This window comes from Pseudomonas fakonensis, assembly GCF_019139895.1.
GTDB classification, from domain to species: domain Bacteria; phylum Pseudomonadota; class Gammaproteobacteria; order Pseudomonadales; family Pseudomonadaceae; genus Aquipseudomonas; species Aquipseudomonas fakonensis.
On the sequence record NZ_CP077076.1, the window covers coordinates 2,039,709 to 2,059,823 of the forward strand.

The 20,115-nt window shown below is 54.3% G+C and carries 19 protein-coding genes; 11 read left to right on the forward strand and 8 right to left on the reverse strand.

What is annotated here, in order from left to right; translation table 11 throughout:
* Positions 1-88 precede the first annotated feature (88 nt).
* The 4 genes from KSS94_RS09265 to KSS94_RS09280 all read left to right on the forward strand — a co-directional run bounded on the left by KSS94_RS09265 (position 89) and on the right by KSS94_RS09280 (position 2,861).
* A complete protein-coding gene (locus KSS94_RS09265; RefSeq protein WP_217842687.1) occupies positions 89-1,492 on the forward strand; it encodes an MltF family protein in 1,404 nt (467 codons plus the stop codon).
* Positions 1,493-1,606: 114 nt separating this feature from the next.
* The gene (locus KSS94_RS09270) at positions 1,607-2,041 is read left to right on the forward strand and encodes a DoxX family protein (RefSeq protein WP_217842688.1); all 435 of its coding nucleotides are present in this window, start codon (positions 1,607-1,609) and stop codon (positions 2,039-2,041) included.
* Positions 2,042-2,271: 230 nt separating this feature from the next.
* On the forward strand, positions 2,272-2,580 hold the full coding sequence (locus tag KSS94_RS09275) for a hypothetical protein (RefSeq protein WP_217842689.1): 309 nt from the start codon (positions 2,272-2,274) through the stop codon (positions 2,578-2,580).
* Between the two features lie 74 nt (positions 2,581-2,654).
* Positions 2,655-2,861, forward strand: coding sequence for a transcription elongation factor GreAB (locus KSS94_RS09280; protein ID WP_217842690.1), 207 nt, complete (start codon positions 2,655-2,657; stop codon positions 2,859-2,861).
* Between the two features lie 488 nt (positions 2,862-3,349).
* On the opposite strand, the gene KSS94_RS09285 is transcribed toward KSS94_RS09280, so the two are convergent.
* The gene (locus KSS94_RS09285) at positions 3,350-4,423 is read right to left on the reverse strand and encodes an IS630 family transposase (protein ID WP_217842691.1); all 1,074 of its coding nucleotides are present in this window, start codon (positions 4,421-4,423) and stop codon (positions 3,350-3,352) included.
* Positions 4,424-4,525: 102 nt separating this feature from the next.
* Positions 4,526-5,557 (reverse strand): CHAT domain-containing protein, encoded by a 1,032-nt coding sequence (locus tag KSS94_RS09290; protein WP_217842692.1) that lies wholly within the window; start codon positions 5,555-5,557, stop codon positions 4,526-4,528.
* Positions 5,558-5,706: 149 nt separating this feature from the next.
* Between KSS94_RS09290 and KSS94_RS09295 the strand changes: the two genes are divergently transcribed.
* The 3 genes from KSS94_RS09295 (at position 5,707) to KSS94_RS09305 (ending at position 7,912) form a co-directional block, all read left to right on the forward strand.
* On the forward strand, positions 5,707-6,201 hold the full coding sequence (locus tag KSS94_RS09295; protein ID WP_217842693.1) for a hypothetical protein: 495 nt from the start codon (positions 5,707-5,709) through the stop codon (positions 6,199-6,201).
* Positions 6,202-6,476: 275 nt separating this feature from the next.
* Positions 6,477-7,568 carry a hypothetical protein gene (locus KSS94_RS09300; protein ID WP_217842694.1) on the forward strand — a complete coding sequence of 364 codons (1,092 nt, stop codon included), beginning with the start codon at positions 6,477-6,479 and terminating at the stop codon, positions 7,566-7,568.
* Between the two features lie 140 nt (positions 7,569-7,708).
* Positions 7,709-7,912 (forward strand): hypothetical protein, encoded by a 204-nt coding sequence (locus tag KSS94_RS09305; RefSeq protein WP_217842695.1) that lies wholly within the window; start codon positions 7,709-7,711, stop codon positions 7,910-7,912.
* Between the two features lie 264 nt (positions 7,913-8,176).
* Here KSS94_RS09305 and KSS94_RS09310 read toward each other — a convergent pair whose 3' ends face one another.
* On the reverse strand, positions 8,177-8,905 hold the full coding sequence (locus KSS94_RS09310; RefSeq protein ID WP_217842696.1) for a hypothetical protein: 729 nt from the start codon (positions 8,903-8,905) through the stop codon (positions 8,177-8,179).
* A gap of 730 nt (positions 8,906-9,635) precedes the next feature.
* Here KSS94_RS09310 and KSS94_RS09315 point away from each other — a divergent pair.
* Complete coding sequence (locus tag KSS94_RS09315; protein WP_225935889.1) at positions 9,636-12,296, forward strand: UvrD-helicase domain-containing protein; 2,661 nt, start codon at positions 9,636-9,638, stop codon at positions 12,294-12,296.
* A 1,511-nt stretch (positions 12,297-13,807) separates the two neighbouring features.
* Here KSS94_RS09315 and KSS94_RS09320 read toward each other — a convergent pair.
* Positions 13,808-14,263, reverse strand: coding sequence for a helix-turn-helix domain-containing protein (locus tag KSS94_RS09320; protein ID WP_217842698.1), 456 nt, complete (start codon positions 14,261-14,263; stop codon positions 13,808-13,810).
* 220 nt (positions 14,264-14,483) lie between these two features.
* On the opposite strand from KSS94_RS09320, the gene KSS94_RS09325 reads away from it, so the two are divergent.
* Together KSS94_RS09325 and KSS94_RS09330 are read left to right on the forward strand one after the other, a co-directional pair.
* Positions 14,484-15,215: a metallophosphoesterase gene (locus KSS94_RS09325; protein WP_217842699.1), complete on the forward strand. Its 732-nt coding sequence runs from the start codon at positions 14,484-14,486 to the stop codon at positions 15,213-15,215.
* A gap of 14 nt (positions 15,216-15,229) precedes the next feature.
* The gene (locus KSS94_RS09330; protein ID WP_217842700.1) at positions 15,230-15,523 is read left to right on the forward strand and encodes a hypothetical protein; all 294 of its coding nucleotides are present in this window, start codon (positions 15,230-15,232) and stop codon (positions 15,521-15,523) included.
* A gap of 127 nt (positions 15,524-15,650) precedes the next feature.
* Here the strand turns inward: KSS94_RS09330 and KSS94_RS09335 are convergent.
* A protein-coding gene (locus KSS94_RS09335) for an IS5 family transposase (RefSeq protein ID WP_217842701.1) occupies positions 15,651-16,504 on the reverse strand; the annotation gives its coding sequence in 2 pieces (ribosomal slippage) (positions 15,651-16,160 and positions 16,163-16,504; 852 coding nt in all).
* Between the two features lie 102 nt (positions 16,505-16,606).
* On the opposite strand from KSS94_RS09335, the gene KSS94_RS09340 reads away from it, so the two are divergent.
* Positions 16,607-17,104 carry a hypothetical protein gene (locus KSS94_RS09340; RefSeq protein ID WP_217842702.1) on the forward strand — a complete coding sequence of 166 codons (498 nt, stop codon included), beginning with the start codon at positions 16,607-16,609 and terminating at the stop codon, positions 17,102-17,104.
* A gap of 315 nt (positions 17,105-17,419) precedes the next feature.
* Here the strand turns inward: KSS94_RS09340 and KSS94_RS09345 are convergent, their stop codons facing one another.
* The 3 genes from KSS94_RS09345 to KSS94_RS09355 form a co-directional block, all read right to left on the reverse strand.
* The gene (locus KSS94_RS09345) at positions 17,420-18,223 is read right to left on the reverse strand and encodes a DUF3800 domain-containing protein (RefSeq protein ID WP_217842703.1); all 804 of its coding nucleotides are present in this window, start codon (positions 18,221-18,223) and stop codon (positions 17,420-17,422) included.
* Positions 18,224-18,709: 486 nt separating this feature from the next.
* Entirely contained in the window at positions 18,710-18,886 is a 177-nt protein-coding gene (locus tag KSS94_RS09350) for a DUF3606 domain-containing protein (protein ID WP_217842704.1), read from the reverse strand.
* A 314-nt stretch (positions 18,887-19,200) separates the two neighbouring features.
* A complete protein-coding gene (locus KSS94_RS09355) occupies positions 19,201-20,037 on the reverse strand; it encodes an AbiJ-NTD4 domain-containing protein (protein WP_217842705.1) in 837 nt (278 codons plus the stop codon).
* Positions 20,038-20,115 lie beyond the last annotated feature (78 nt).

The window sequence follows — 20,115 nt, forward strand, 5'->3', positions numbered from 1 at the left end:
AAACGTTTGCTGTGGTCTTTTGCCGTCATTTATCACGGAACGATCATCGCGCATGGTGCACCTCAACCGCCCTCGGAGCTGTTTCTCCATGCTGCGAACCCTCACTGCATTGTTGTTGCTCGGCCTGTTCTGCGCTGTGCCGGCGCATGCCCGCGAGCCCGGGCCGCAGCAGCACGTGCCGGCCAGTCAGGCCCGCGACCTGGGGCAGATCCGTTCGAGCAAGGTGTTGCGGGTGCTGGTCAACCAGAGCCGCAACAGCTCCGGCGAGGTCAAGGGTGAGCCGGTGGGGGTGGAGTACTACCGCCTGCGGGCGCTGGAACATGCCCTGAACGCCCGGGCCGCCGACGGGCAGGAAATCACCTTGAAGATCGTCCCCCGGGCGAAAGAGCAGTTGCTGGCAGCGCTGCAGCGCGGCGAAGGCGACCTGGCAGCGCCAGGCGAACTGCTCGACCCCTCATTGGTGCACGGAGTGCAGCCCAGCGCGCCAGTGGTCGACCAGGTGCCGCTGGTGCTGGTCGGGCGCAAGGGCGAGCGCAGCTACAGCCGCGTGGAGCAGTTGTCCGGGCGCACGGTGGCGCTGACCAGCGCCAGTGCTGCCGGGGTTGCGATCCAGGCTATCAACCAGCAGCTGGCACTGCGCAAGCGTGCACCGATCAAGGTCGAGTGGGTAGACCCGACCCTGGCGGTAGAAGATGTGCTGGAGATGGTCCAGGCCGGCATTTACCCGCTGACCGTAGTCGAGCAGCCGATTGCCCGGCGCTGGTCGCGGGTGATGCCGCGCCTGCGTGTGGACAACAAGCTGAGCCTGGCCCAGCCCGGGGCCATCCGCTGGTACCTGCGCGACGATGCGCCGCTGTTGCGTGCGGCGGTGGACCGCTTCCTCGCCACCTACCGAGCCCCGGACAACCAGGACGCTGCCTTCGAGCGCATTTACCGGCGCCAGTATCGGGTGCACAACCCGTTGGCTCGCCAGGACCGCCAGCGCCTGGCGTCGTTGCGCCCGGTGCTGCAAAAACACGGCACCGACCAGCAGATCGACTGGCTCAACCTGGCGGCGCTGGCGTTCAAGGAATCCACCCTCGATAGCAAGGCCCGGGGCAGCGGCGGTGCCCACGGGCTGATGCAGATCACTCCGTCGGCGGCGCAGCGGGTGGGGGTGAGCAACACCAGCAGCGTCGACGGCAACGTGCAGGCCAGCGCCCGCTATCTGGCGATGATCCGCCGCAAGTTCTTCGCCAGCCCGCAAATCAACGAGCGCGAGCGCATGGCCTTTGTGCTGGCAGCCTACAACCTCGGCCCCGAGCGGGTTCAGGCCATGCGCGCCGAAGCCCGCAGGCGCGGGCTCAACGGCAACCAGTGGTTCTTCCAGACCGAGCGCATCGCCATGGAGCAGGTGGGCATGGGGCCGGTGAGCTTCGTCAACAGCGTCAACAAGTACTACCTGGCGTTCAACCGTGAGCGGGCGTCCTTGGAACGGGTGGCCAAGCGTTGATAAATCGAAATCATCGATATTAACTACGGGTTTTTTGCGATTTTCTTATTTGCAGGTTCGATTAAGATGGCCCCCATCGAAACCAAACATCTGCTCACACAAGGAAGCAACGCAATGAACACCGCCATCAAAACCCTGCTGAACACCCGAGCTGGTTACGGCCTGAGCGTCGTCCGTATCCTGGTCGGCATCATCTTCATGGCCCACGGCGCACAGAAGCTGTTCGGCCTGTTCGGTGGCTACGGCCTGGAAGGCACCGGGCAGTGGATGGAAAGCATCGGCCTGGCCCCGGGTTACCTGATGGCCCTGCTGTCCGGCAGCGCCGAATTCTTCGGCGGCCTGGCCCTGGTGATCGGCCTGCTGGCCCGCCCGGCGGCCCTGGCCCTGGCGGTAACGCTGGTGGTGGCGATTTTCTCGGTGCACATTGGTAACGGCCTGTTCATGTCCAACAACGGCTACGAATTCGCCCTGGCCCTGCTGGCCGGTAGCGTGGCGGTGTTGATCGAAGGTGCCGGCCGCCTGTCCCTGGACCGCCTGATCGCCCGCTGAGGCCCGCTGCCAGGCAAGCCCGCCCCCCGATGTGGGGGCGGGCTTATGTCGCGATTTACAGCTTGTAACTTATAGCGTCAGGCTCTAGCATACCGATTGCGCCGATTTAAACAGCTACTTGCGGGGCGCAGGAGAGGCCCGGGCGGGCCATCCGAAATACCGCTAAAGCGCTGGTTCGGTGACGCCTCGCACCGCTGCCCAGCGGGATCAGCGAGGCGCAGAGAGACTCCATGAGTTGTCCACGTACCAGTGTTTGTTTAAGCCCCCTGCCTGAAGACCAGGCTTCCCGTACCCCGCGCATCCTGCTCGGTGGTCAGCATCAACCTACGCTCCTGCGCAACCTCGACGGTTTTTCCCGTCGCAAGGGCCAGGCCCGCGCATTCCTCATCCAGTTTTTCGAAAGCTGCGCCCAGCTTGGCCAGTACGGCAATGACCGCTTCGACCTGGCAGTCATCCAGGCGCCGGCCGCCGAAGACGCCGCCGAAGTGATCGGCCAGCTCACCCGCATCGCCCGCCAGGGGCTGATCACCCGTCGTTGAGCGCGCGTTTTTTCGCAAAGTCGGTCACTCGGTGGGCGCCAGGCGCCTGCCGCGGATGCACTGAGGAGACAGCCGTGAGCACCAACATCATCACCACCGAAGGTCATGCAGCCCTGAAAAAGGAGCTCGACCACCTGTGGCGCGTGTATCGCCCCGAGATCACCCAGAAGGTCACCTGGGCAGCGTCGCTGGGCGATCGCAGTGAAAACGCCGATTACGCGCAGGCACCCCAACGGAACTACTATTTCCAGCACACCCCTTGCCCCAGTAGGGCTGCGTAAATAGTAGGCCTACTATTTCAGGCCTACTCTTTCCAGTAGGGATTCGAGCTTCTGAAACCGGCTTGGACATGCGCACGGGGCTCATATACCCCCGCAAGCTAACGTGGATTCATTCCAATGCAGCTAGCCAGCTACGAAAAATCTAACCCGATTTCCCAATAACCGTCTGTAATCGCGACCCCGCCCGTGAGGTATTGTGTGGCCTTCACTCGGTCAAGGCACATCTACAGACACGCATCTCATCCCCCAAAAAATCCCCGCACTGACTGCCTATCAGTCCGTCAGAAATCCGTCATCCAGCATCTCCGACCTGATCAACTCCTCGCATCCATGCTCCCGTTTTCCAGAAATAGACTCCGCACCAAATGCGCCCGCTAACCATTTCTTACCAATAACCTCCCCTCGAAGGGTACTGAAACCCACTGCACCTCCTGGCCTTTAGTTTTAGTGCAGGTGCTAGTGTGGTGTTTCAGAAATACCGCTGAAAATTATTTGCCCAGCGCTCGCGCCGCGCGAGCGACTGAGGCAAGGATGTCCTCGGCCTTTTTATGCCACCGAAATGGCTTCGGGTTCTGGTTGTAGGTTTCTAGGTAGTACTCGATCGACGCCTCCAGATCCTTAACGCTGACATGTGCTTGTCGCTTGATCCACTTCTCGCTCAGCGTTGAGAAAAACCGCTCAACCAGATTCAACCAAGACGCCGAAGTAGGCGTGAAGTGGATGTTGTAGCGCGGTCGCGCCGCAAGCCACGCCCTGACTTTGTCGGTCTTGTGAGTCGCGTAATTGTCCATGATCAGATGGATCGGCATATCGGCAGGCACTGACACATCGATCTCCCTTAGGAAGGCGAGGAACTCAGTACTGCGATGTTGCCGTTTGAGTCGGCCAATCACCTCACCGGTTGCCACATCCAGGGCAGCAAACAGCGAGGTCGTTCCGTGTCGTTTGTAGTCATGTGTGCGGGTTGCAGGGTTACCTGGGGAAAGCGGTAGGCCCGGCTGCGTGCGGTTCAGCGCTTGGATCTGGCTCTTCTCATCAACGCACAGCACCAAGGCTCGTTCGGGTGGGTTCAAGTAGAGCCCAACAATGTCGTGAACCTTGTCGACAAACAACGGATCAGTGGAAAGCTTAAAGGTCTTTTCCAAGTGCGGCTTGATCCCGAACGCGTGCCAGATGCGCATCACGCTTGCAGGAGACAGGCCCGTCTCACGACTCATCCGTCGCGTGCTCCAATGACTGGAATCGTCGGGTTTGCCTTGCAGCACTTGGTTTACCACTTGCTGAATTTGCTCATCGGAAATGGTGCGAGGCCGGCCAGAGCGCGGTTCATCGTTCAGCCCCAGAAGCCCCAACTTTGAGAAGCGCTGACGCCACCGTGACACAACATCCTTGCTTGTCCCCAAGCGCTGAGCGATGTCATTGCCTGACTCGCCTGCAGCACAGGCGAGGATTATCTCCGCGCGCAGCCGAGCGTCCTGAGCGCCTTTACGGAGCTTGATGCGGCGTAGCAGCTCTGACTTTTCGGTTTCGGAAAGGGTAATGACGGTTGCTGGTCGACCCATGTCGATGCCCTTGGAGAGTTGGCCTCTACAGAGCCTAGCTCAGATTTTCAGCGGTACTTCTGAAACACCACACTAGACCAGCGAATGAAGGCAAAGGTGTGATCACATCTCTGGAGGCCTGACCAGAATCAGCGATTCGTCGTCCTGCTCATAAACTTCAGATATGTCCTCTTCTCCAGGGAAGTCCATCGCAACCAGGGCCTTGGCTTGGTGGAACGCTCTATGAATGGAATGGCCAAAACCGATGGCTGAGTAGAACTGTGCGGCAAAGAATCGAGCGGGGAGATCTCCCACGTCGCGGTTCATGCCAATCGCTGCAGGTATGTGGTGGATGCATGCTTCGGCTTGGTTGAACGAGTAGCAGGTGTTAAAGAAAACCAGCTTTAAGTTTTCAGAGCCGATAGCCATCGCACTCACGATGCCATCCAAGGGAACATGTTTCGCGTTCCCCTGATCGTCCTGAAGCACCAGCGTGTCGGCACTTGTGCCATGACCACTGAAGTGGACGATGGTTGGCTTGAGCTCGTTCATTGCCTGGAACACGTCCATTGGCCTCACTGCCCATCGGGTGTGGAACTCAAGCACATCTCGGTGCTCGGAAGCCCTGATCTTTTCGCCAATCAAACGAGCTTCCTCATCGAGCAGAAGCCTGTTGCTCTTATCGCTACCGGGGTCTGCGGCGAAGAACACGACCGTGATTTTCTCAGGCAAGGCCTTCAGCTTTTCGATCTCACGGGCGGTTTGATCGTGGAGTTCTTCGTGGCGGGATAGCCCGTCATTGATCTGCCGCATGCGTTGCTCATGTGCAGCGTCAGAGCGTCGCTGTTCACGCTTGAGCGCTTCGGCCAGCCGCTGCTCGCTCTGGGCGAGCCGTTTCTGGGCCTCAAAGATTTTCTTCTCCAGCTGACTGACCTCAGATAGCGCTTTGGTCTGTTCGCTGTCGTAGCGCATTGCATCACGCAGCTTCGACTTCATCGTAGAGACAGATGAGGTCTTGGCCGCGGCTGCGCTAGCGTCGGCGCTTTTCTTGCCGGCGGTTGCCGCTGCTTTGACCTTCTTTACTTTGTCGCCTTGTAGTCTTGCGATGGTGCGCTGATGTTGCGCCACCTGACTGCGATAGAGGCTGGTGCTCACCGATCGGATCCTTCTGTGGGTGCAGGGTGCCCGTCAGGGCTCCAGAAACGGTATCATATCGCCACCCTTGTACGTGGAGACCTCAGCACAGCTGTTACAGCTCGAAGGTAGCGCGTACGCAAGCATGCCAGCAGCTTCTGGATGGCCTTATGGACGAAACCATTTCCTACCTAAAAGACAGGTTCAAGGATGAGCAGGATCGCTTCAACCATGTTGAGAACAAGAGTGCGAGATTCTTCACGGCAGTCTCGATTCTGATCGCTGGCCTTAGCGCAATCGCAGGCCTCAAGAACGGCATCATCTTCCAGCTTGGATCGCCACTGGCAATCCTGACTTTCATCGCCTTCGCCGTAGCTGCGTTCGCCATCGCCTGTGCTTGGGGGCATGCCCTCAGCGCCCTCAGGATCAAGGATTACCCGAACCTACCGTCCTCCCGCCCGACCGGTGAGTATCTGATTGCGGTGGATGAAGAGGCGCAGAAGAAGCATATCTACAATTGCTACATCGATACCCTTGAGTCGCTGAAGGTTACCGTGGCTGAGAAGACCAAGCCGCTGGATCTGGCGTACCAAGAAATCATGATCGGAGCGGGAGCCTTTGCTGCACTCGCTGTTCTAGTCACTTTAAGGGAGTTAATTGCGTGACCGACAACCAGAAACCGAGCAATAACGAGCAAACGCGCGTTCCGCCGCCGCCACCTACAACTGAATATCAACGGCGCTCCGAAGAGCCTCCGGTAAACCGTCAAGGCACTTCAGACCGGCGCCGCTGAGCAGGCCAGACCCAGCAGCCCAGTTTCGCCAAGCTAGCCAGGCAAGTCGATTGATCGCTCTTGGCTTAGAAGAGAGCGGTCGCTTGCCTGTGAAGAAAGGTTGGCAAGGACAGGGCTGCCGATCACCACAACGGTGCAGCGCGATAAATGTTCGCAGCACCAGAGCAATCAGATCAGTCGGAGCCTTTCAGCTTGATTAGCCTGAGCGTTATCGTCACTGTAGTGGCGGTGCTAGTGGTCGGTTTTTTCGGAGCCGCCATATGGAAGTTTACCTGCAGGCTGTTGGCAGGTTCCATTGGTGCAGCCATTGTCGCGTTCGTTGGGGTATTTGCGGCATCGTGCGTATCCCTTTACAGCGGGCCACTGGTTACTCAGGGCGCCCCCGTTGTGAAAGAGCTTCTGAGTGATTTCACTCCCCCCGTGAACTGGGAAATCAAGCTCACCTTGTTTCTGATAGCGCTGGCGGTGTTCCTTATCGCTGTGAGAGAAATTGGGTTGGGAACTGTACTTAAAACACGCGCGCGAGAACTGGATGAGCGAATTTCAAGCCTGCCACCCCAAGATTTCCTGAATTATTATGGCCAAGGCTTGCGTGAAATTGGCATAATTCGGCGAGATACAAAAATTAAATATGCTGATAAAAAACTCACACCTGCCGATCTTGAAAAAGCGATACGGGTTGTGATGAAGCATGTGCTTGGTATGGCCAAGCTATGGGACGGCATATCGACAAGTAGCGATGATAACATCATCTACCGCAGCAATATTATGATGGTGGTTCCACCAGCGCTCATGGGTGACATAAAAAGGGATGCTGCTAGTTACGAAAGCTTGGTCATAAATAGCCCGTTTTTCCTGTATGGGGATAATTTTTCCAGTCGATTAGATAACTCGACGGGTCTGCTGATGATTGAGAATAATAACTACACGGTGACCTCAGCAAGCAAAGGTAGCGAGCCAGATCCCAAGGTGCAACCGTTGTGCCTTCCTTATGCAAGCAGCTCACATAAGCAGCCCAACCTGCCCGGAGCCCCTGAGGCATGTGTCAGCCAAACGGCCAAATATGTATTCAACACGGTGGTAGAAATGGACAGCTGGCTTAACGGGTTGAGCCATCGGGAGAATCGCTTCGATAGGCGGTTCGACAGTGGTGTGCGGTCATACTATAGTGAAGCCAAGCATGCGCAGTCGATTTTAAGCATTCCCGTCATCGTTCAAGGTAAACCATGGCTGTGCTGAATATTTACCGGAATAAAGAAAATATATTTAAGGGTGATGACCGAGCCCAGCAGTTTGTTGCGCTCATGAATCCGGTTTGCTATCATATAGGTAAGATGCTATCATTAGCGTCGAAGATCGCATAGATAATGGAGATGATTATGAGTGTACTTAAACTGGCAAAAGGCCTGTGGGAAGAGCTCGAATCAAATCAGAAATCTGGCGATGCTGTCCAGGAAGAGATGCTTCGCAGGGCCGACGAGATTCTAAAAAGCGGGTATGTAACCTACCCGTCTCTCACTAGCGTTGTCAGAAATGCTATTGATAAAGTTAAAGCGGGTGAGAAGATCAAGCACTCAGCTTAAATAGATATAAACTTGAAAGCCCCCTAGTGGGGCTTTTTTGTGCTTGTTATTCCAGTCGATAGCACTAATGATGCCTCTCTCCAGTGTTTACTTCGCTCTCATAAGCAGACTCAGAACGAGCAGGTGAAGAGAGGAGTGTGCTTCGGGCAGGCGAGCAAATAGCAGGATTATTTGCGCGTTCAACTAATTGATTTCATAGAGTTGGCAGCGAGACGCGACATCAGATACAGCTGGTATGTTGGCCGCCTAGTAGTATTCTTTTGCTCAAGCCAGTCCAATTTGTTTGGCGTAAACGAAGCCCTCTGTTGTTGTGATTGGCATATGTGAAGGCCTGCAGAATACGTCGTGTCTCCCGATGTTGTTCGTGGCAGTATAAGTACTATCCAGTCCGCAGATGACGTTCTTGTTCCTTAGCTCTGGGATTTCTCTGCATTTATCGGCAATGATGTTTGTGATGTTGTGAACAAATTTATACATGTCGAAGCCGAGTTCGTAAACCCTTCCGTCGAGCCTTAGGCAAGGCTTATTGCAGAACAGATCTAAATCTTGCTTCAGATGCTCTGTGTAATCGAAAATCTCAGAAATGCTGTCGATTTCCTTTTCGATATACTTGATTTTATTTTTATAGTTTCTATTGCTTTTTTCGACTGTATTATTTTCGATAAAGGACTTTACGCTCTTCGCAAAAACTTCGAGAGGAATGAGAAGGTGCTGGGAGTGACTAACAAATACATGCTCTTTAATGCGAACGTGCAGTCTGATTTCATCTACGTCATTTACATGATGAAAGTAATTTCTGATGAATCTTAGTATTTTGAATTCTGGGGCGGATTTTATGTCGCACTTGAATAACTCCTGGAGCTTGTCTGCGGTTGAGTGCAAGTTGGTCAGGTAGGTGAAAAGTGTGTTTACGTCTCTGTCTTCTGAACACCTTACATCCAGGAGTTCGCGCTGGCTGTGGAAGTAGCGATCAATGAACGTGAATTTTTCCATGTAAAAGATTCCTCCAAAAATTGATTGTACTTCTTCTTATTGATTTTCGGAATGTTGATGCAATCGAGAAGGCTGGAGCGCTGCTGACGATCGGGAAGCCTTGATACACACGTTGAACGCTTTGGCATCTCTCAGATCCTGCTGATTCGCTCTACCGTAAGCCCCCGTAAGCCCAATAAAGAGGAAGATCCTAGCGGTTGTAGCAAAGCGCGATAGCTCGTTCCGGATGCCATGGCTTCAAAGGGAGATGGCGATACCCTTGGAGGTACAGACAGGGCGCATAAGACTAAAGTCGTAGAGGTACGGCAGGCTGTTCTGCGACACCTGAAAAAACAGGTGTTTTAGCTCAATAATGGTCGGCCACAATTAAAGATGCATGGCCAAATGATGTCAAAAGTTTGAATTTTATCGTTGGGATAATTGTTTTTTTGCGGTATTAATATCTCCCTCGCAGTTAGGCAGACATCCTGCTGTCTGCTTTTGTTCTTCGTGGTGGAGGTTGCGTTTGCTTAATGAATACGTTTGGGTGCCATCTCTAATCGGCAGAGTTGTGAGTCGTTCTGTTCGATGGTCTCTGCGGTTGGCGGGAGGTCAGTTCGAGCTGAATGTAGGTGGACGACACGTTGCGATCCGGCTGGTTGAGGGCGACCGAATTCTGGCCAGTCAGGGCTTGCTCTGGGGGCGGGTGGTCTACGCCGGCGGCAGCCTTGGGGGGCTTCCTAACCACCAAGTGGCTGGGTTGAATGACGCGATCGCAGGTGTGGTGCATGCCCATCGCCGTGAAGTCACGGCGAAACGTCTGCAGGAAGAGGAGAAGCGCAATCTCGAAGAGGCAACTCGAAAGGCCGAAGAGGAGAGACGCAAGCGCGAGCGGGTGGAACTCTACCGGAGCGTGTACAAGCAGATTCGCGCGTGGCTGATTCAGGTTGGTCAGCTCCTCCAGGAGTCTAAAGAGGAGCGACGCTGGGTCACCCATGAGCAGCAAATGGCTCTGTGGACAGCCAGGCCGCAAATTTCCGTTCGGGATCACGAGCTGGATGCGTTGCTTAGCGATCAAGCACTGAGAGAGGCGATGGGCATTAAGCTTGAAGATGCTCAGCAACTGATACGCTTCTGGCGCGCCGATTGGGCAAAACACTGGCAGAACGTTAACGAGGCGTTCACCCAGCGGGAGTTGCATGGAGAGAATGCATTGCTATCTAGGGTCGAAAAACGACCGTTGAACGATGAGCAGGCTAGATCAGTGATCTGTTTCGATAACCGCGTACAGTCGCTAGCTTCTGCGGGCTCGGGGAAGACCTCAACGATGGTATCCAAGGCCATTTATGCGATTCATCGCGGGTTTTTCCGTCCCCAAGAAATCGTGATGCTGGCGTTCAACAAGGAAGCTGCCAAAGAGCTTGCAGAGCGCGCTGAACAGGCGTTTGTGCGGGTTGGTATGAACAGCGTCACGGTGCGCGCCAAGACTTTCCACCGGCTCGGCCTGGCCATTATTGGATATGCCACGAAGAAGAAACCACGTGTGCCTGATTGGGTCGTCAAAGATAAGCTAGCGATCGAGAAACTGGAGGTGCTCGTTGACGGCCTCAAGGACGGGTCGAGAGAGTTTCGCAACCGGTGGGACTTGTTCCGCATTGTTTTTGGTCGTGATCTCCCAGCGTTCAAGTCAATGAAGGCACCAGCCAAGGCAGGCAGGAAAGGAGGGCGATTCAGTCCGATTCTGGGTGAGCCGGTCAAAAGCTTGGAAGAATGCATGATTTGCAACTGGCTCTTTTACAACGGCGTCGACTACAAATACGAGAGCCGTTATGAGCACGATACCGCGACCGAAGCGCACAGCCAGTACCATCCTGATTTTTACTACCCCGCTATTGGCCTTTACCATGAACACTTTGCGCTGGATGAGCGCGGCCAGCCACCTGCACATTTTGAGGGTTATCTTGAGGGGGTGCAGTGGAAGCGCGCGCTGCACCTTAAACACGGAACAGAGCTGATCGAGACGGCTTCGTTCCAGATTCGAGAGAATACATGGGTTGAGCACCTTGCCCATGAGCTGACGAGTCGAGGGATCAAACTCGACCCGAATCCTGATCGTCCGATGCCTGATGGCCGGCAAGCGCCCCTGTCGGAGAAGAAGCTGATTTGTCTTATCCGAACGTTCATTGCTCATGTGAAAAGCAACTGCCTTACTAAAGAGGAGTTGTTGAAGCGTGTTGACGGGCTTTCGTCAGAGGCCTTCAAGTACCGCTATAGAATGTTCTTAGATATCGTGTGGCCCGTAATGGGGGCCTGGAACGAGGCGTTGGAAGAGGTTGAAGGAATTGACTTCGAAGATATGCTTGTCCAGGCTGCCGAACACGTGGAGTCGGGACGCTGCGTACCGAAGTTTAAACTGGTAATGGCCGATGAGTTTCAGGATGCCTCGGTAGCCCGGGCTCGTCTTTGTCGAGCGCTTGTGAACCAGCCTGGTCGCCACTTTTTCGCGGTTGGAGATGATTGGCAGTCGATCAACCGGTTCGCAGGCGCCGATGTATCGGTGATGACCGACTTCAAGCAGTTTTTTGGTTCAGGCCAATTGCTAAAACTAGAGCAGACTTTTCGGTGTCCACAGGCGCTCTGCGATGTCTCCAGCCGTTTTGTCGGCAAGAACCCCGTGCAACTGCCAAAGACGGTTGTCTCGAAGACGCCCGCAGTGGGCCCTGCAGTTCGGGCGATCATGGTTGGTGAAGCTAAGCGCGTTCAGCAGAGCATCGTCACATTCCTAGAGCAACTGGTGTCCGGCCTGGCGGATGGGTCAGTACCGAAAGAAAAAGGTCGCCTTATCAAGGTGTACCTGCTTGGTCGGTACAACGACGAAGAATCATACGTGCCGGAAGATTGGAAAGCGCGATTCGGGCAGTTCATTGAGCTGTCGTTTCTCAGTATTCACCGTTCCAAGGGTGCTGAGGCTGACTACGTGATCCTTCCTGGTATGGTGAGCATGAAACGTGGTCGCAGCTTCCCGAGTACCATGACTGATGATCCAGTGCTCGGGCTGGTGATGCCTGGCGGCGATTCGTATCCGTTTGCCGAGGAGCGTCGACTCTTTTACGTGGCTCTTACCAGAGCCAGGCGAACGGTAGTGATGTATACGGTTCGCGATAGGGTGTCAGTGTTTCTGAAGGAACTGGTGCAGGACGGTGCGCTTGAGATGGAGGATGAACAAGGAGCAATGGTAAGGCTCAACCCTTGTCCCAGATGTACGGTTGGCGATATGACCCTGCAGAAAGGGAAGTACGGGGAGTTTTTCCGCTGCACTCATTTTCCGGCTTGTGACTACACCGCCTCCAAGAAGAAGCCGGCCAAGAAGTCCAAGTACTGGGGTAAGCGCTTCAGGCCAAAGCGGAGCTGAACTTCTCATTGCCCCCTTGGGTGATAGAGAAGTCCATTAAGAGGAGCCGGCCAGCGAAAGGTGTTGGCCGGTCTGGCCGGATAGAAAAGCCATTTCCAGTTTGGCAAGCCGCGGTGGTCACCCCGAGAAGTTCAGTTCCCTGTGCTCGATGCCTACTCTTGGTTGACCTGTCGTCCCATATTCTTGTGCAGCTGTCGACGCGCATCCAGCTGACATGATCAAGGCACCCGTAGCGCGCGGTACTCCAAGGAGCAGATCTACAAGTCTTTCAGAGCCGATGCTCAGACGCGACGCTTCAGAAGCAGTGCAGCCATCGGCTTGTATCATTGAGGACGGAGCTTCTGAAGGTCAAGCCAGACCCAGGCTTCACCGAAGCAGAGCTAGCGATCTTCCCAGAAGTCTCTGCGCGTTACGGTGACCTCTCTAATGATCGGGCGAACCTCTGGAAAGGCTATGAGTTGGCGCTTCGTGTCTTTGCGATGAGCTTAGAAATCATCGAGACCGAGCAGCTGGCCACCCAGTAGTGCCTATGTAGCTAATACGAGTATCTAGCAGCTTGGCTGTCTATAGGTGATCGATAGTGGCTGTAAAATAAAGTTACATTTGTAGTGGCTTAATTAAGCCTGTCGTACCCCTTGAAAGCGCCCGCCATTAGCAATAAGATCAGCTTGCGGCAGTCAACTTTAACGTTGTAATTGAGGGGGATCTTATGGCGCTTAAACCGGGCCCAAAGCCTATTGCCAAGTCAACCGGCGAAGTGGATAAACGTCGTCGTGATAATAAAGATACACCAGGGAACAACCCTGATTTGAAGCCTAGCAAGTCATCAAAGAAATAGCTCATTGCTGGGTTGAAGCTGCCGTAATGGCAGCTTTTTTATTTCAGGTTGTGCCCAAAATTCGCAACCGGAGAGTTGCGCGTGTTGGTTTTTTTACATGTCTCTAGGGCAGGGTGCATCAAATACATCATAAAATGTATTCGACTGGATTCTCTTTTCTCGCTAGACATTCATATGAGTCTCTTTGACTGAATGCATCCTATCGTGGCCTGATGCTTTGGGCATGATGCGTTCACTCATGAATGGCAGACCGTGGGCGAAGGGGTTGAGCAGGTTAGGGCCTCGGCAATTCAAAACAGAGCAATTTTAAAGACAGTGCCCTCTCAGCACCTTAAAGGCCCTCAACGAATTAAGCCCTTACTCGGCCGCCACTCCCGAAGTCGCCAGTGGGTTTAGGCGGAGGGCACTGCTTCACATCGATGTCTTGGATACGCTGGTGTAGCGCGCCGGTAGCACGCCGCTTGAATCAGACTCCTAATGGCAGCCGCCCACTGCGTGACGACCTGACAATCAATCAGTTCGAGCACACGGGTTGAGGATCGAGAGGACGTTGAGCCGTTGGAGAGCGCTTGGCAGAAAAGATCCAGCAGCATCACCATCGCCCACGCGTCGCGGAGCACCTATGCGAATTCGGGGCAAGGCCTCTAATCAGCACATCGCCATGCCACGAGCATCAGGACATCTGCTTCAGACGATTACTGACCGTTTGCCTAGAAACCCCCAGTCTCCTAGCAACCTCTGCCTGACTAAGCCCCTGATCAATCAGCTCCCTGATCTGTGCTCTAAGCTCCAGGGACGCTGCCACCACGGGATGCGTCTTTTTTGAAGGCAAGGCCGGGATCTCACTGCCCAGCAAGCCTGTGGACTCAAGGTCTTTCACAAGCTGATCGACAATCTGTTGGGGTGTTTGTCCGCGCTGTGCGGCGTAAGCCAGTGCCAGCAAGGTCATCGGATCCACTCCCAATGCCTTCGCAAGCTCATGGCTTACGTCCAGCGTCACTGATCGAGTACCTGCTTCCAAACGACTGACATAGCTGGGGTCGACTGCGTCTAGCAGATCCCGCTGCGAATTATCGCGGCGCGTGCGGAGCAATTGCAGTGCTGCAGCATAAGCGGTGCGAAGCGACATGAACATTCCCGGCAAACGCAACGATATGCGGAATTTGCGTTGTCACTAGCAAATGTCTATAGTCATTGCCTTTGACGCCCAAGGCGCAGTTTGGCTCGCGCGCAGCCGTCTCAGACGCTTATCTCAATATATGCATAAGTCGAGATTGCCCTGCGGCGAGGCAAGCAAAACCCTGCGTTAGCCGTACCGGCAGTAGCGCGACCCGAAGGCCCCAATAGAAATGAAAGTACTGATCTACTCTGACCTTCACATCGAGTTCAAGCCTTTCGACCCTCCCGACGTCGAGACTGATCTTGTCGTGCTGGCCGGCGACATCGGCATACAAGCCAAAGGCGTTTTGTGGGCAAACGAGGCCTTCAAATGCCCAGTGATCTACTGCGCCGGCAATCATGAGCATTACAAAGGAAACCTCAACAGAACGGTCGAAAAGATGAAGGCTGCGGCAGCCTCGCATGTCCATGTAATGGAAAACGAGTCGATAACGATCGGGGGCGTAAGGTTCCTGGCAGGCACGGGATGGACGGATTTTTCGAGCACAGGAGATGTTGCTGCGGCATCGAGAACGTGCTTCCGCGAGATGAATGACTTCCGAATGATCCGTGCGGACGCGGATTATCGTCGTTTACGGCCTGGGGATTTGGTTTTCAAGAATCTGACCACCAAGGCGTTCCTTGACCGCGAGTTGAGCCAGCCATTCGACGGAAAGACATTCGTGGTAACTCATCACTCTCCGCTGCCTGAAGTTTCGGGCAACGAGGATGGTGGGCATGTCAGTGCGGCTTATTACAACCGTTGGCATAGCTTGGTCGAGCGGGCCGATTTTTGGGCATTTGGTCATACGCATCATTCAGTCGACACGGTGCTAGGTCGGTGCCACCTGATATCAAATCAGAGAGGTTATCCGGGAGAAAGCTGCGGGTTTGATCCGTGCAAAATTGTCGAAATTATTTGAGGAGGACGACTAGCGTGCGTGCTTGTGAATTGATCGGACTTCCACCGCAGGTCGTGCAGGCTGCCAGCATTAATTGGGGTGTAACGGTTGACGCCATTCTCATGGACGCCGCACGAGTGGGCGATCGTTTTGCGGCGCTTGTCTATTGCGACCTGTCCGGGGTGAATCGCGACGGAATGACTATTGTCACCCCCGAGGTACGCGTTGTCGGCCATGTGAATGGTTACACCCTCGTGCGTAGCCTGACTAAAAGCGATCACTACGTGATTGCTTCTGAGCTTGCAGAGGCAGCTGTAGAGGGGGGGTGACATCTCTTTCCTCCCGCTAGCCCGCAGCCTTGGCTGGCTGCTACGCATCGACCAAGACCAACTGAACGAGCACGCATGCCCGCGAGCTCCGCATTATCTGCACCTTAATATAGCTAATATTTAATGCTTAGGCTTTGTACGAAAAGTAATGTCGCAGACACCGCCGCCAGCAAGCCAGCGTGACCATTGCGGAGTAGCTTTGGGCGAGCTTGCAGTAGCGGGTTCCCAAGCGGCGGTGTTCCTTCAGCCACCCAAACAGCCGCTCGATAACGTTTCGCTCTTTGTACTTTGGTCTGTCGAGCAGGCGCGGCAAACCTGGCCTTGGCTTGCGCTTCATGGCTCGGAAAGGAATCACTGGTTGCATGTGATAGCGGTCGCAGTACCGGCGCAAAGCATCTGAGTCGTAGCCTTTGTCGGCCAGCAATTTTCGGCATCGCTTGCGCGGCCGGCCTCCTTTGGTTGGGAGGTAAACGCCATCGAGCAAAGGCTGGGCATGGGAAATGTCACTGGCTTGCCCGCCAGAAAGGGTGAAGTGCAATGGCACACCTCGGGCATCGCAAACCATATGAATTTTCGTAGTTAGTCCGCCCCGACTTCTACCGAGCGCGTGGTCCGCTGGTTCTTCTGCCCCCCTTTTTTGCCTGCTCCAGATGAGGCCCGGGTTGCTTTCACTGCCGTTGAGTCAATACACCAAGTGTCTAGATCAATCAGGCCTTCAGCGTTGAGTTTGACATGTAGGCGTTTGAGCATTTGACCGAAGGTGCCCTGGTTTCGCCAGTCTCGAAATCGCTGATAAACCGTCGACCAAGGGCCGAATCGCTCAGGCATATCCCGCCAGGCTGCGCCGGAGCACAGCACCCATAAAACGCCGTTGAGCATCAAGCGATCGTCAACTCTTGGACGTCCGGTACGTTGATTTGTAGCAAAGAGGTCAGCGACTATGCCCCAGTGTTCGTCAGAAAGTTCGTATCGCTTGGGCATAGCAGAGTCCTTCGCCTAAAAGGCGAGAACTCTACGGAAAATCAGGGCTCCAGCGGTTTTCACGGAGTTTCAAAGGTTTTCGTACAAAGCCTAAGGAAAAGTATGTCTGACCTGAAGAAAGTTACACTGACTGTCAAGAATTACAATCTCAAGGCAAGCGGAGATCTAGACGCACTTTATAGTCAGGTTCGTTGCGAAGACCCTTCAGGGAAGACGTTTCATTTTAAAGAAGTTGTTATGCTTGGTTACTTGAAGAGGCATGGGGCGATTGCAACTGATATTCCTGTCACTTGGTACTATAAGCACCTTGCCAAAAAATCAATTGTCATCATTGCATTTCAAAAGGCGAGCGGCAAGGTTGAGTTTGACCTTGATAATATGCAGCAGGTTGTTAAGTCGAGCATCATGAAAGGGGTAATGTTAGCGTTGGCGGCGATTCCTGCTGGATTAATTATTGCAACTGCAACTTTTGGTTTGGGCTTGTTGTTCATTCCCGTGGGTTTTTTCTATGCATATAGAAATATTTTTAAAATCCCAGGCATGCTGCGTCGTCGCACACTTGTAAATGATCTAGCGACTCATGGGATGGTTGTGAAGTAGCTGTTCGGGGGCTTGGGGCTTCACTGGCGAGCTGCAGTGACACGAGAATTGCTAAGCGCGTAGCACGACGTGCCCAGTAGGCGATTGTGAGCGTTCGTCTGGGCGTTCACGTCGACCGAAGGGGATGGCGCTGTAATATTTAGGCTTGAGTGGAAAGAATGCTTCTCTATGGCAATCGTAATCTAGCTACATTCTACAATGGGGCGAGGCAAAAGCCGCGCGCCATTGCACAACGTAGGACATCTATAGGAAGTAAAGCGAATGCCGCACTCGCGTACCCGCTCGCTTCGACCCGATCTACTACACTTTTGGCTGTTATACGACTTCCGGAGTAGCGTTTGCTGCTACTAGCTCAGTTCCTGTGGGCTGAGGGAATGGCCATTTGTGAACGAAAGGGCCCTGCATAGCGGCAACTGTCTGAGGCGTAACAGCTGTGACGAGTCCTACTTGCTCCGGGCCCTGACGATAAATATGCGGCTCAATAAGTCGATAGCCACGATCATCCTTCGATTGGTAGAATCTGAAAATCCAGTATGCTATGAGGTCGGCCATCTGAATCAAGCGTGAGGCTTTTGAGTCCAAGAAAAGCGGTACTTCTGCGAAATTTCGCAATTTGCCTTGGCTGTGGCCGGAATGTTTGAAAAGGGTAGACAGGTTCTGGAGTCGCATTTCGTAGGAGGCCTTGTCGCAGATTACGAGGCCCCGTTGGGGATTTTTGTGCTTTGACCACATCCATGCCAGATAACTATCAAATTGATGAGCCACCGCTTCGTAAGAACGCTCAAGTATTTGATGGGCTGGCATGGTCGAGGTTTCGATCACGGATGCGAAAACCCGGATACCCAGTTGTTGATTAGCTAGGAGTGACAGGATGTCGACTGTAGCTTGCACACGATCCGCCGGCGCAAATGACTTCCACTCATCCTTCCCGTTGAACATGGGAGATCCGTGGAACTCAACACTTCCGGGGTCGATAGCGTTAAACCGTTCTGCAATTGGGCTGATCTGACTTTCGAGCCAATGCGTAGAGCGCTCAAAAATCGCAAAACCAGCCATTACGAAAAAGTTGGTATTCGGGTCTTTTTCGTGCCCGGATTCATCCAAGTAAAGCAGATGCACTGACCACCTCCTTGAAGCCAAAAAAAAGGCCGCTTATGCTAAGCGGCCTTTCTGTATTCGGTAAGCCAGGTGGATCAATCGTCCAACGCACCATGAGTGACAGCACTCCTGACTCAAAATAATACTACCAAACTATCTGCGTCCCTCGCAACCATTTTTTTGGACAGTGTTCAAATCAGCTTTCTGTGAGATCCCGGTACCAATCTGGCTTTGAGAGGCTAGACGAAAGGACGCGGAGGTGCGGGCCTTTGAGTCATTGATGTGAGGCCTCGTTCGACGATGAGCTAATGGAGGCTTTCACAGCCGTACCCGGACGTTTACAGGTGGTGTTGCTGAATTGACTAGAGCGCTCGCACAGGCTTTGACGTTTCGACAGTTGTTGCCGTATGAGGCGGGTTTTGCTGCCACGTGGTAGCTGCTCAATTGCGTCCAGAGCAAAGCAATTCATGAGGCGGCGAATCCGCGAAAGATCCGCCGCACTGTCTGTCACTTGCCCAGGTGGGTGCGTACGTGGTCGGCCCAGGTGCCCACCGCTTCAACAGCGTCTTTCAGTTCAGCCTCGGTGCAGTCGAGCGAGGTGCACCAGTTCCTGACCTCCTGGGGATCGTGGATGTCGATACGCTGTGCATCGGTGGGGTGAGTAATGTGCTTATTGTCAGGCATGATGAATCCTTAGGGTTGATGGCGAATCGCCACTCATTTAAGTGAGGATGCTACCGATCATTTTCAATGTGATATGTGACAAAAAATCATTGGAAGCAGTGCCGTGGTAAATCGCGCGTTCGGCTTCCCTGGGGCTGCATGAGTCATGTGCTACCAGATGCATCGGCACCATGCATGGCTACCCGGATTTGTTCGGATAAATTCTCCGCGGGGTGCCTGGTTTCTTGTCTAGATTACCGGGCACGCGCTGACGTCTTCGTCGTTGGCTCGAAGAAGGGCCAAGGTTTAAAAAGTGTCCTGCCGTCCTGACCGACCTAGAAGAACTCGTCCTCATCCTTTGGTGAGGCGGGTTGCGCCTTTTTGATGATGTAGTTACTGAGGGCGGCAGATAGCCCTACTAGCAGCTCCGCTTCTTGGAAGGTGGGGTTGCGGCCCTCCCTAAGATGGCGCCCGTGCTCGGAAGCGTATCCCCAGGCCATGGCAACTGCCTCGTCCAGCGGTGCAGGCAACATTGTCCTGTGCCGTTTAAGGATCATCCCAAGGTTCGCTTTGGGATCCCCGGTGATGTGTCGGGCCACGCATTCCAGTGAAGCGATCGCATGCTGGATCGCGCCGGTAGGGTCGGGCTCGGGGCGACGTGACAGGTCTGAGATGGCTTGGTGCAATTCGTTGGCGGCAGTGGGGTGGCCGAACGTTTGTGCGGTTTGCTTCGCGTTGGCGAGCACTGCCTCGAAGGACTCGGGGCCACGCATCTGGATCTGCCCCTCGACGATCTGCCAGCCAATACCACCTTCCACGAAAAACTCATTGAGCTCGTTTTGGAAATGATCATAATTTTCGGCGCGGTAGCTTCGCTCGCCAAGGTCATCCACGATGCGCTCGATGATGTCGTAGACCTTGTACCATTTACAGTCCAGAAGCAGGTCTTCGACTTCGTTTGCGACGTTAGGATATTCCGTCCAGTTGTTGCGGTCAGGCTGCTTGCGCAGGGCTTTGCAAACAATAGCGCGCAGACCGTTTGGGCTGAGGCCGCATTCGTAGGTCAACTGCGGAATGAACCCGCGGAGTTCATCCGGGGCATCTTCTCGAACGGTGATCTCCGCTTCCTGGACGTTGGCGTATCCGTTTCGCTTGGAAAAAGGTTCCCGCATGGTACTTCTCCGTTAGCAGTTCGCCATCACGATCTTGCCTGAGTTCACAGGCAACCTCTAGCCATCACATACCACCGG

Bases quoted from the DNA above. Each gene is read 5' to 3' on its own strand.
- KSS94_RS09265 (WP_217842687.1), top strand. From the start codon at position 89: ATGCTGCGAACCCTCACTGCATTGTTGTTGCTCGGCCTGTTCTGCGCT.
- KSS94_RS09270 (WP_217842688.1), top strand. From the start codon at position 1,607: ATGAACACCGCCATCAAAACCCTGCTGAACACCCGAGCTGGTTACGGC.
- KSS94_RS09275 (WP_217842689.1), top strand. From the start codon at position 2,272: ATGAGTTGTCCACGTACCAGTGTTTGTTTAAGCCCCCTGCCTGAAGAC.
- KSS94_RS09285 (WP_217842691.1), bottom strand. From the start codon at position 4,423: ATGGGTCGACCAGCAACCGTCATTACCCTTTCCGAAACCGAAAAGTCA.
- KSS94_RS09295 (WP_217842693.1), top strand. From the start codon at position 5,707: ATGGACGAAACCATTTCCTACCTAAAAGACAGGTTCAAGGATGAGCAG.
- KSS94_RS09300 (WP_217842694.1), top strand. From the start codon at position 6,477: ATGTTCGCAGCACCAGAGCAATCAGATCAGTCGGAGCCTTTCAGCTTG.
- KSS94_RS09305 (WP_217842695.1), top strand. From the start codon at position 7,709: ATGAGTGTACTTAAACTGGCAAAAGGCCTGTGGGAAGAGCTCGAATCA.
- KSS94_RS09310 (WP_217842696.1), bottom strand. From the start codon at position 8,905: ATGGAAAAATTCACGTTCATTGATCGCTACTTCCACAGCCAGCGCGAA.
- KSS94_RS09320 (WP_217842698.1), bottom strand. From the start codon at position 14,263: ATGTCGCTTCGCACCGCTTATGCTGCAGCACTGCAATTGCTCCGCACG.
- KSS94_RS09325 (WP_217842699.1), top strand. From the start codon at position 14,484: ATGAAAGTACTGATCTACTCTGACCTTCACATCGAGTTCAAGCCTTTC.
- KSS94_RS09340 (WP_217842702.1), top strand. From the start codon at position 16,607: ATGTCTGACCTGAAGAAAGTTACACTGACTGTCAAGAATTACAATCTC.
- KSS94_RS09350 (WP_217842704.1), bottom strand. From the start codon at position 18,886: ATGCCTGACAATAAGCACATTACTCACCCCACCGATGCACAGCGTATC.
- KSS94_RS09355 (WP_217842705.1), bottom strand. From the start codon at position 20,037: ATGCGGGAACCTTTTTCCAAGCGAAACGGATACGCCAACGTCCAGGAA.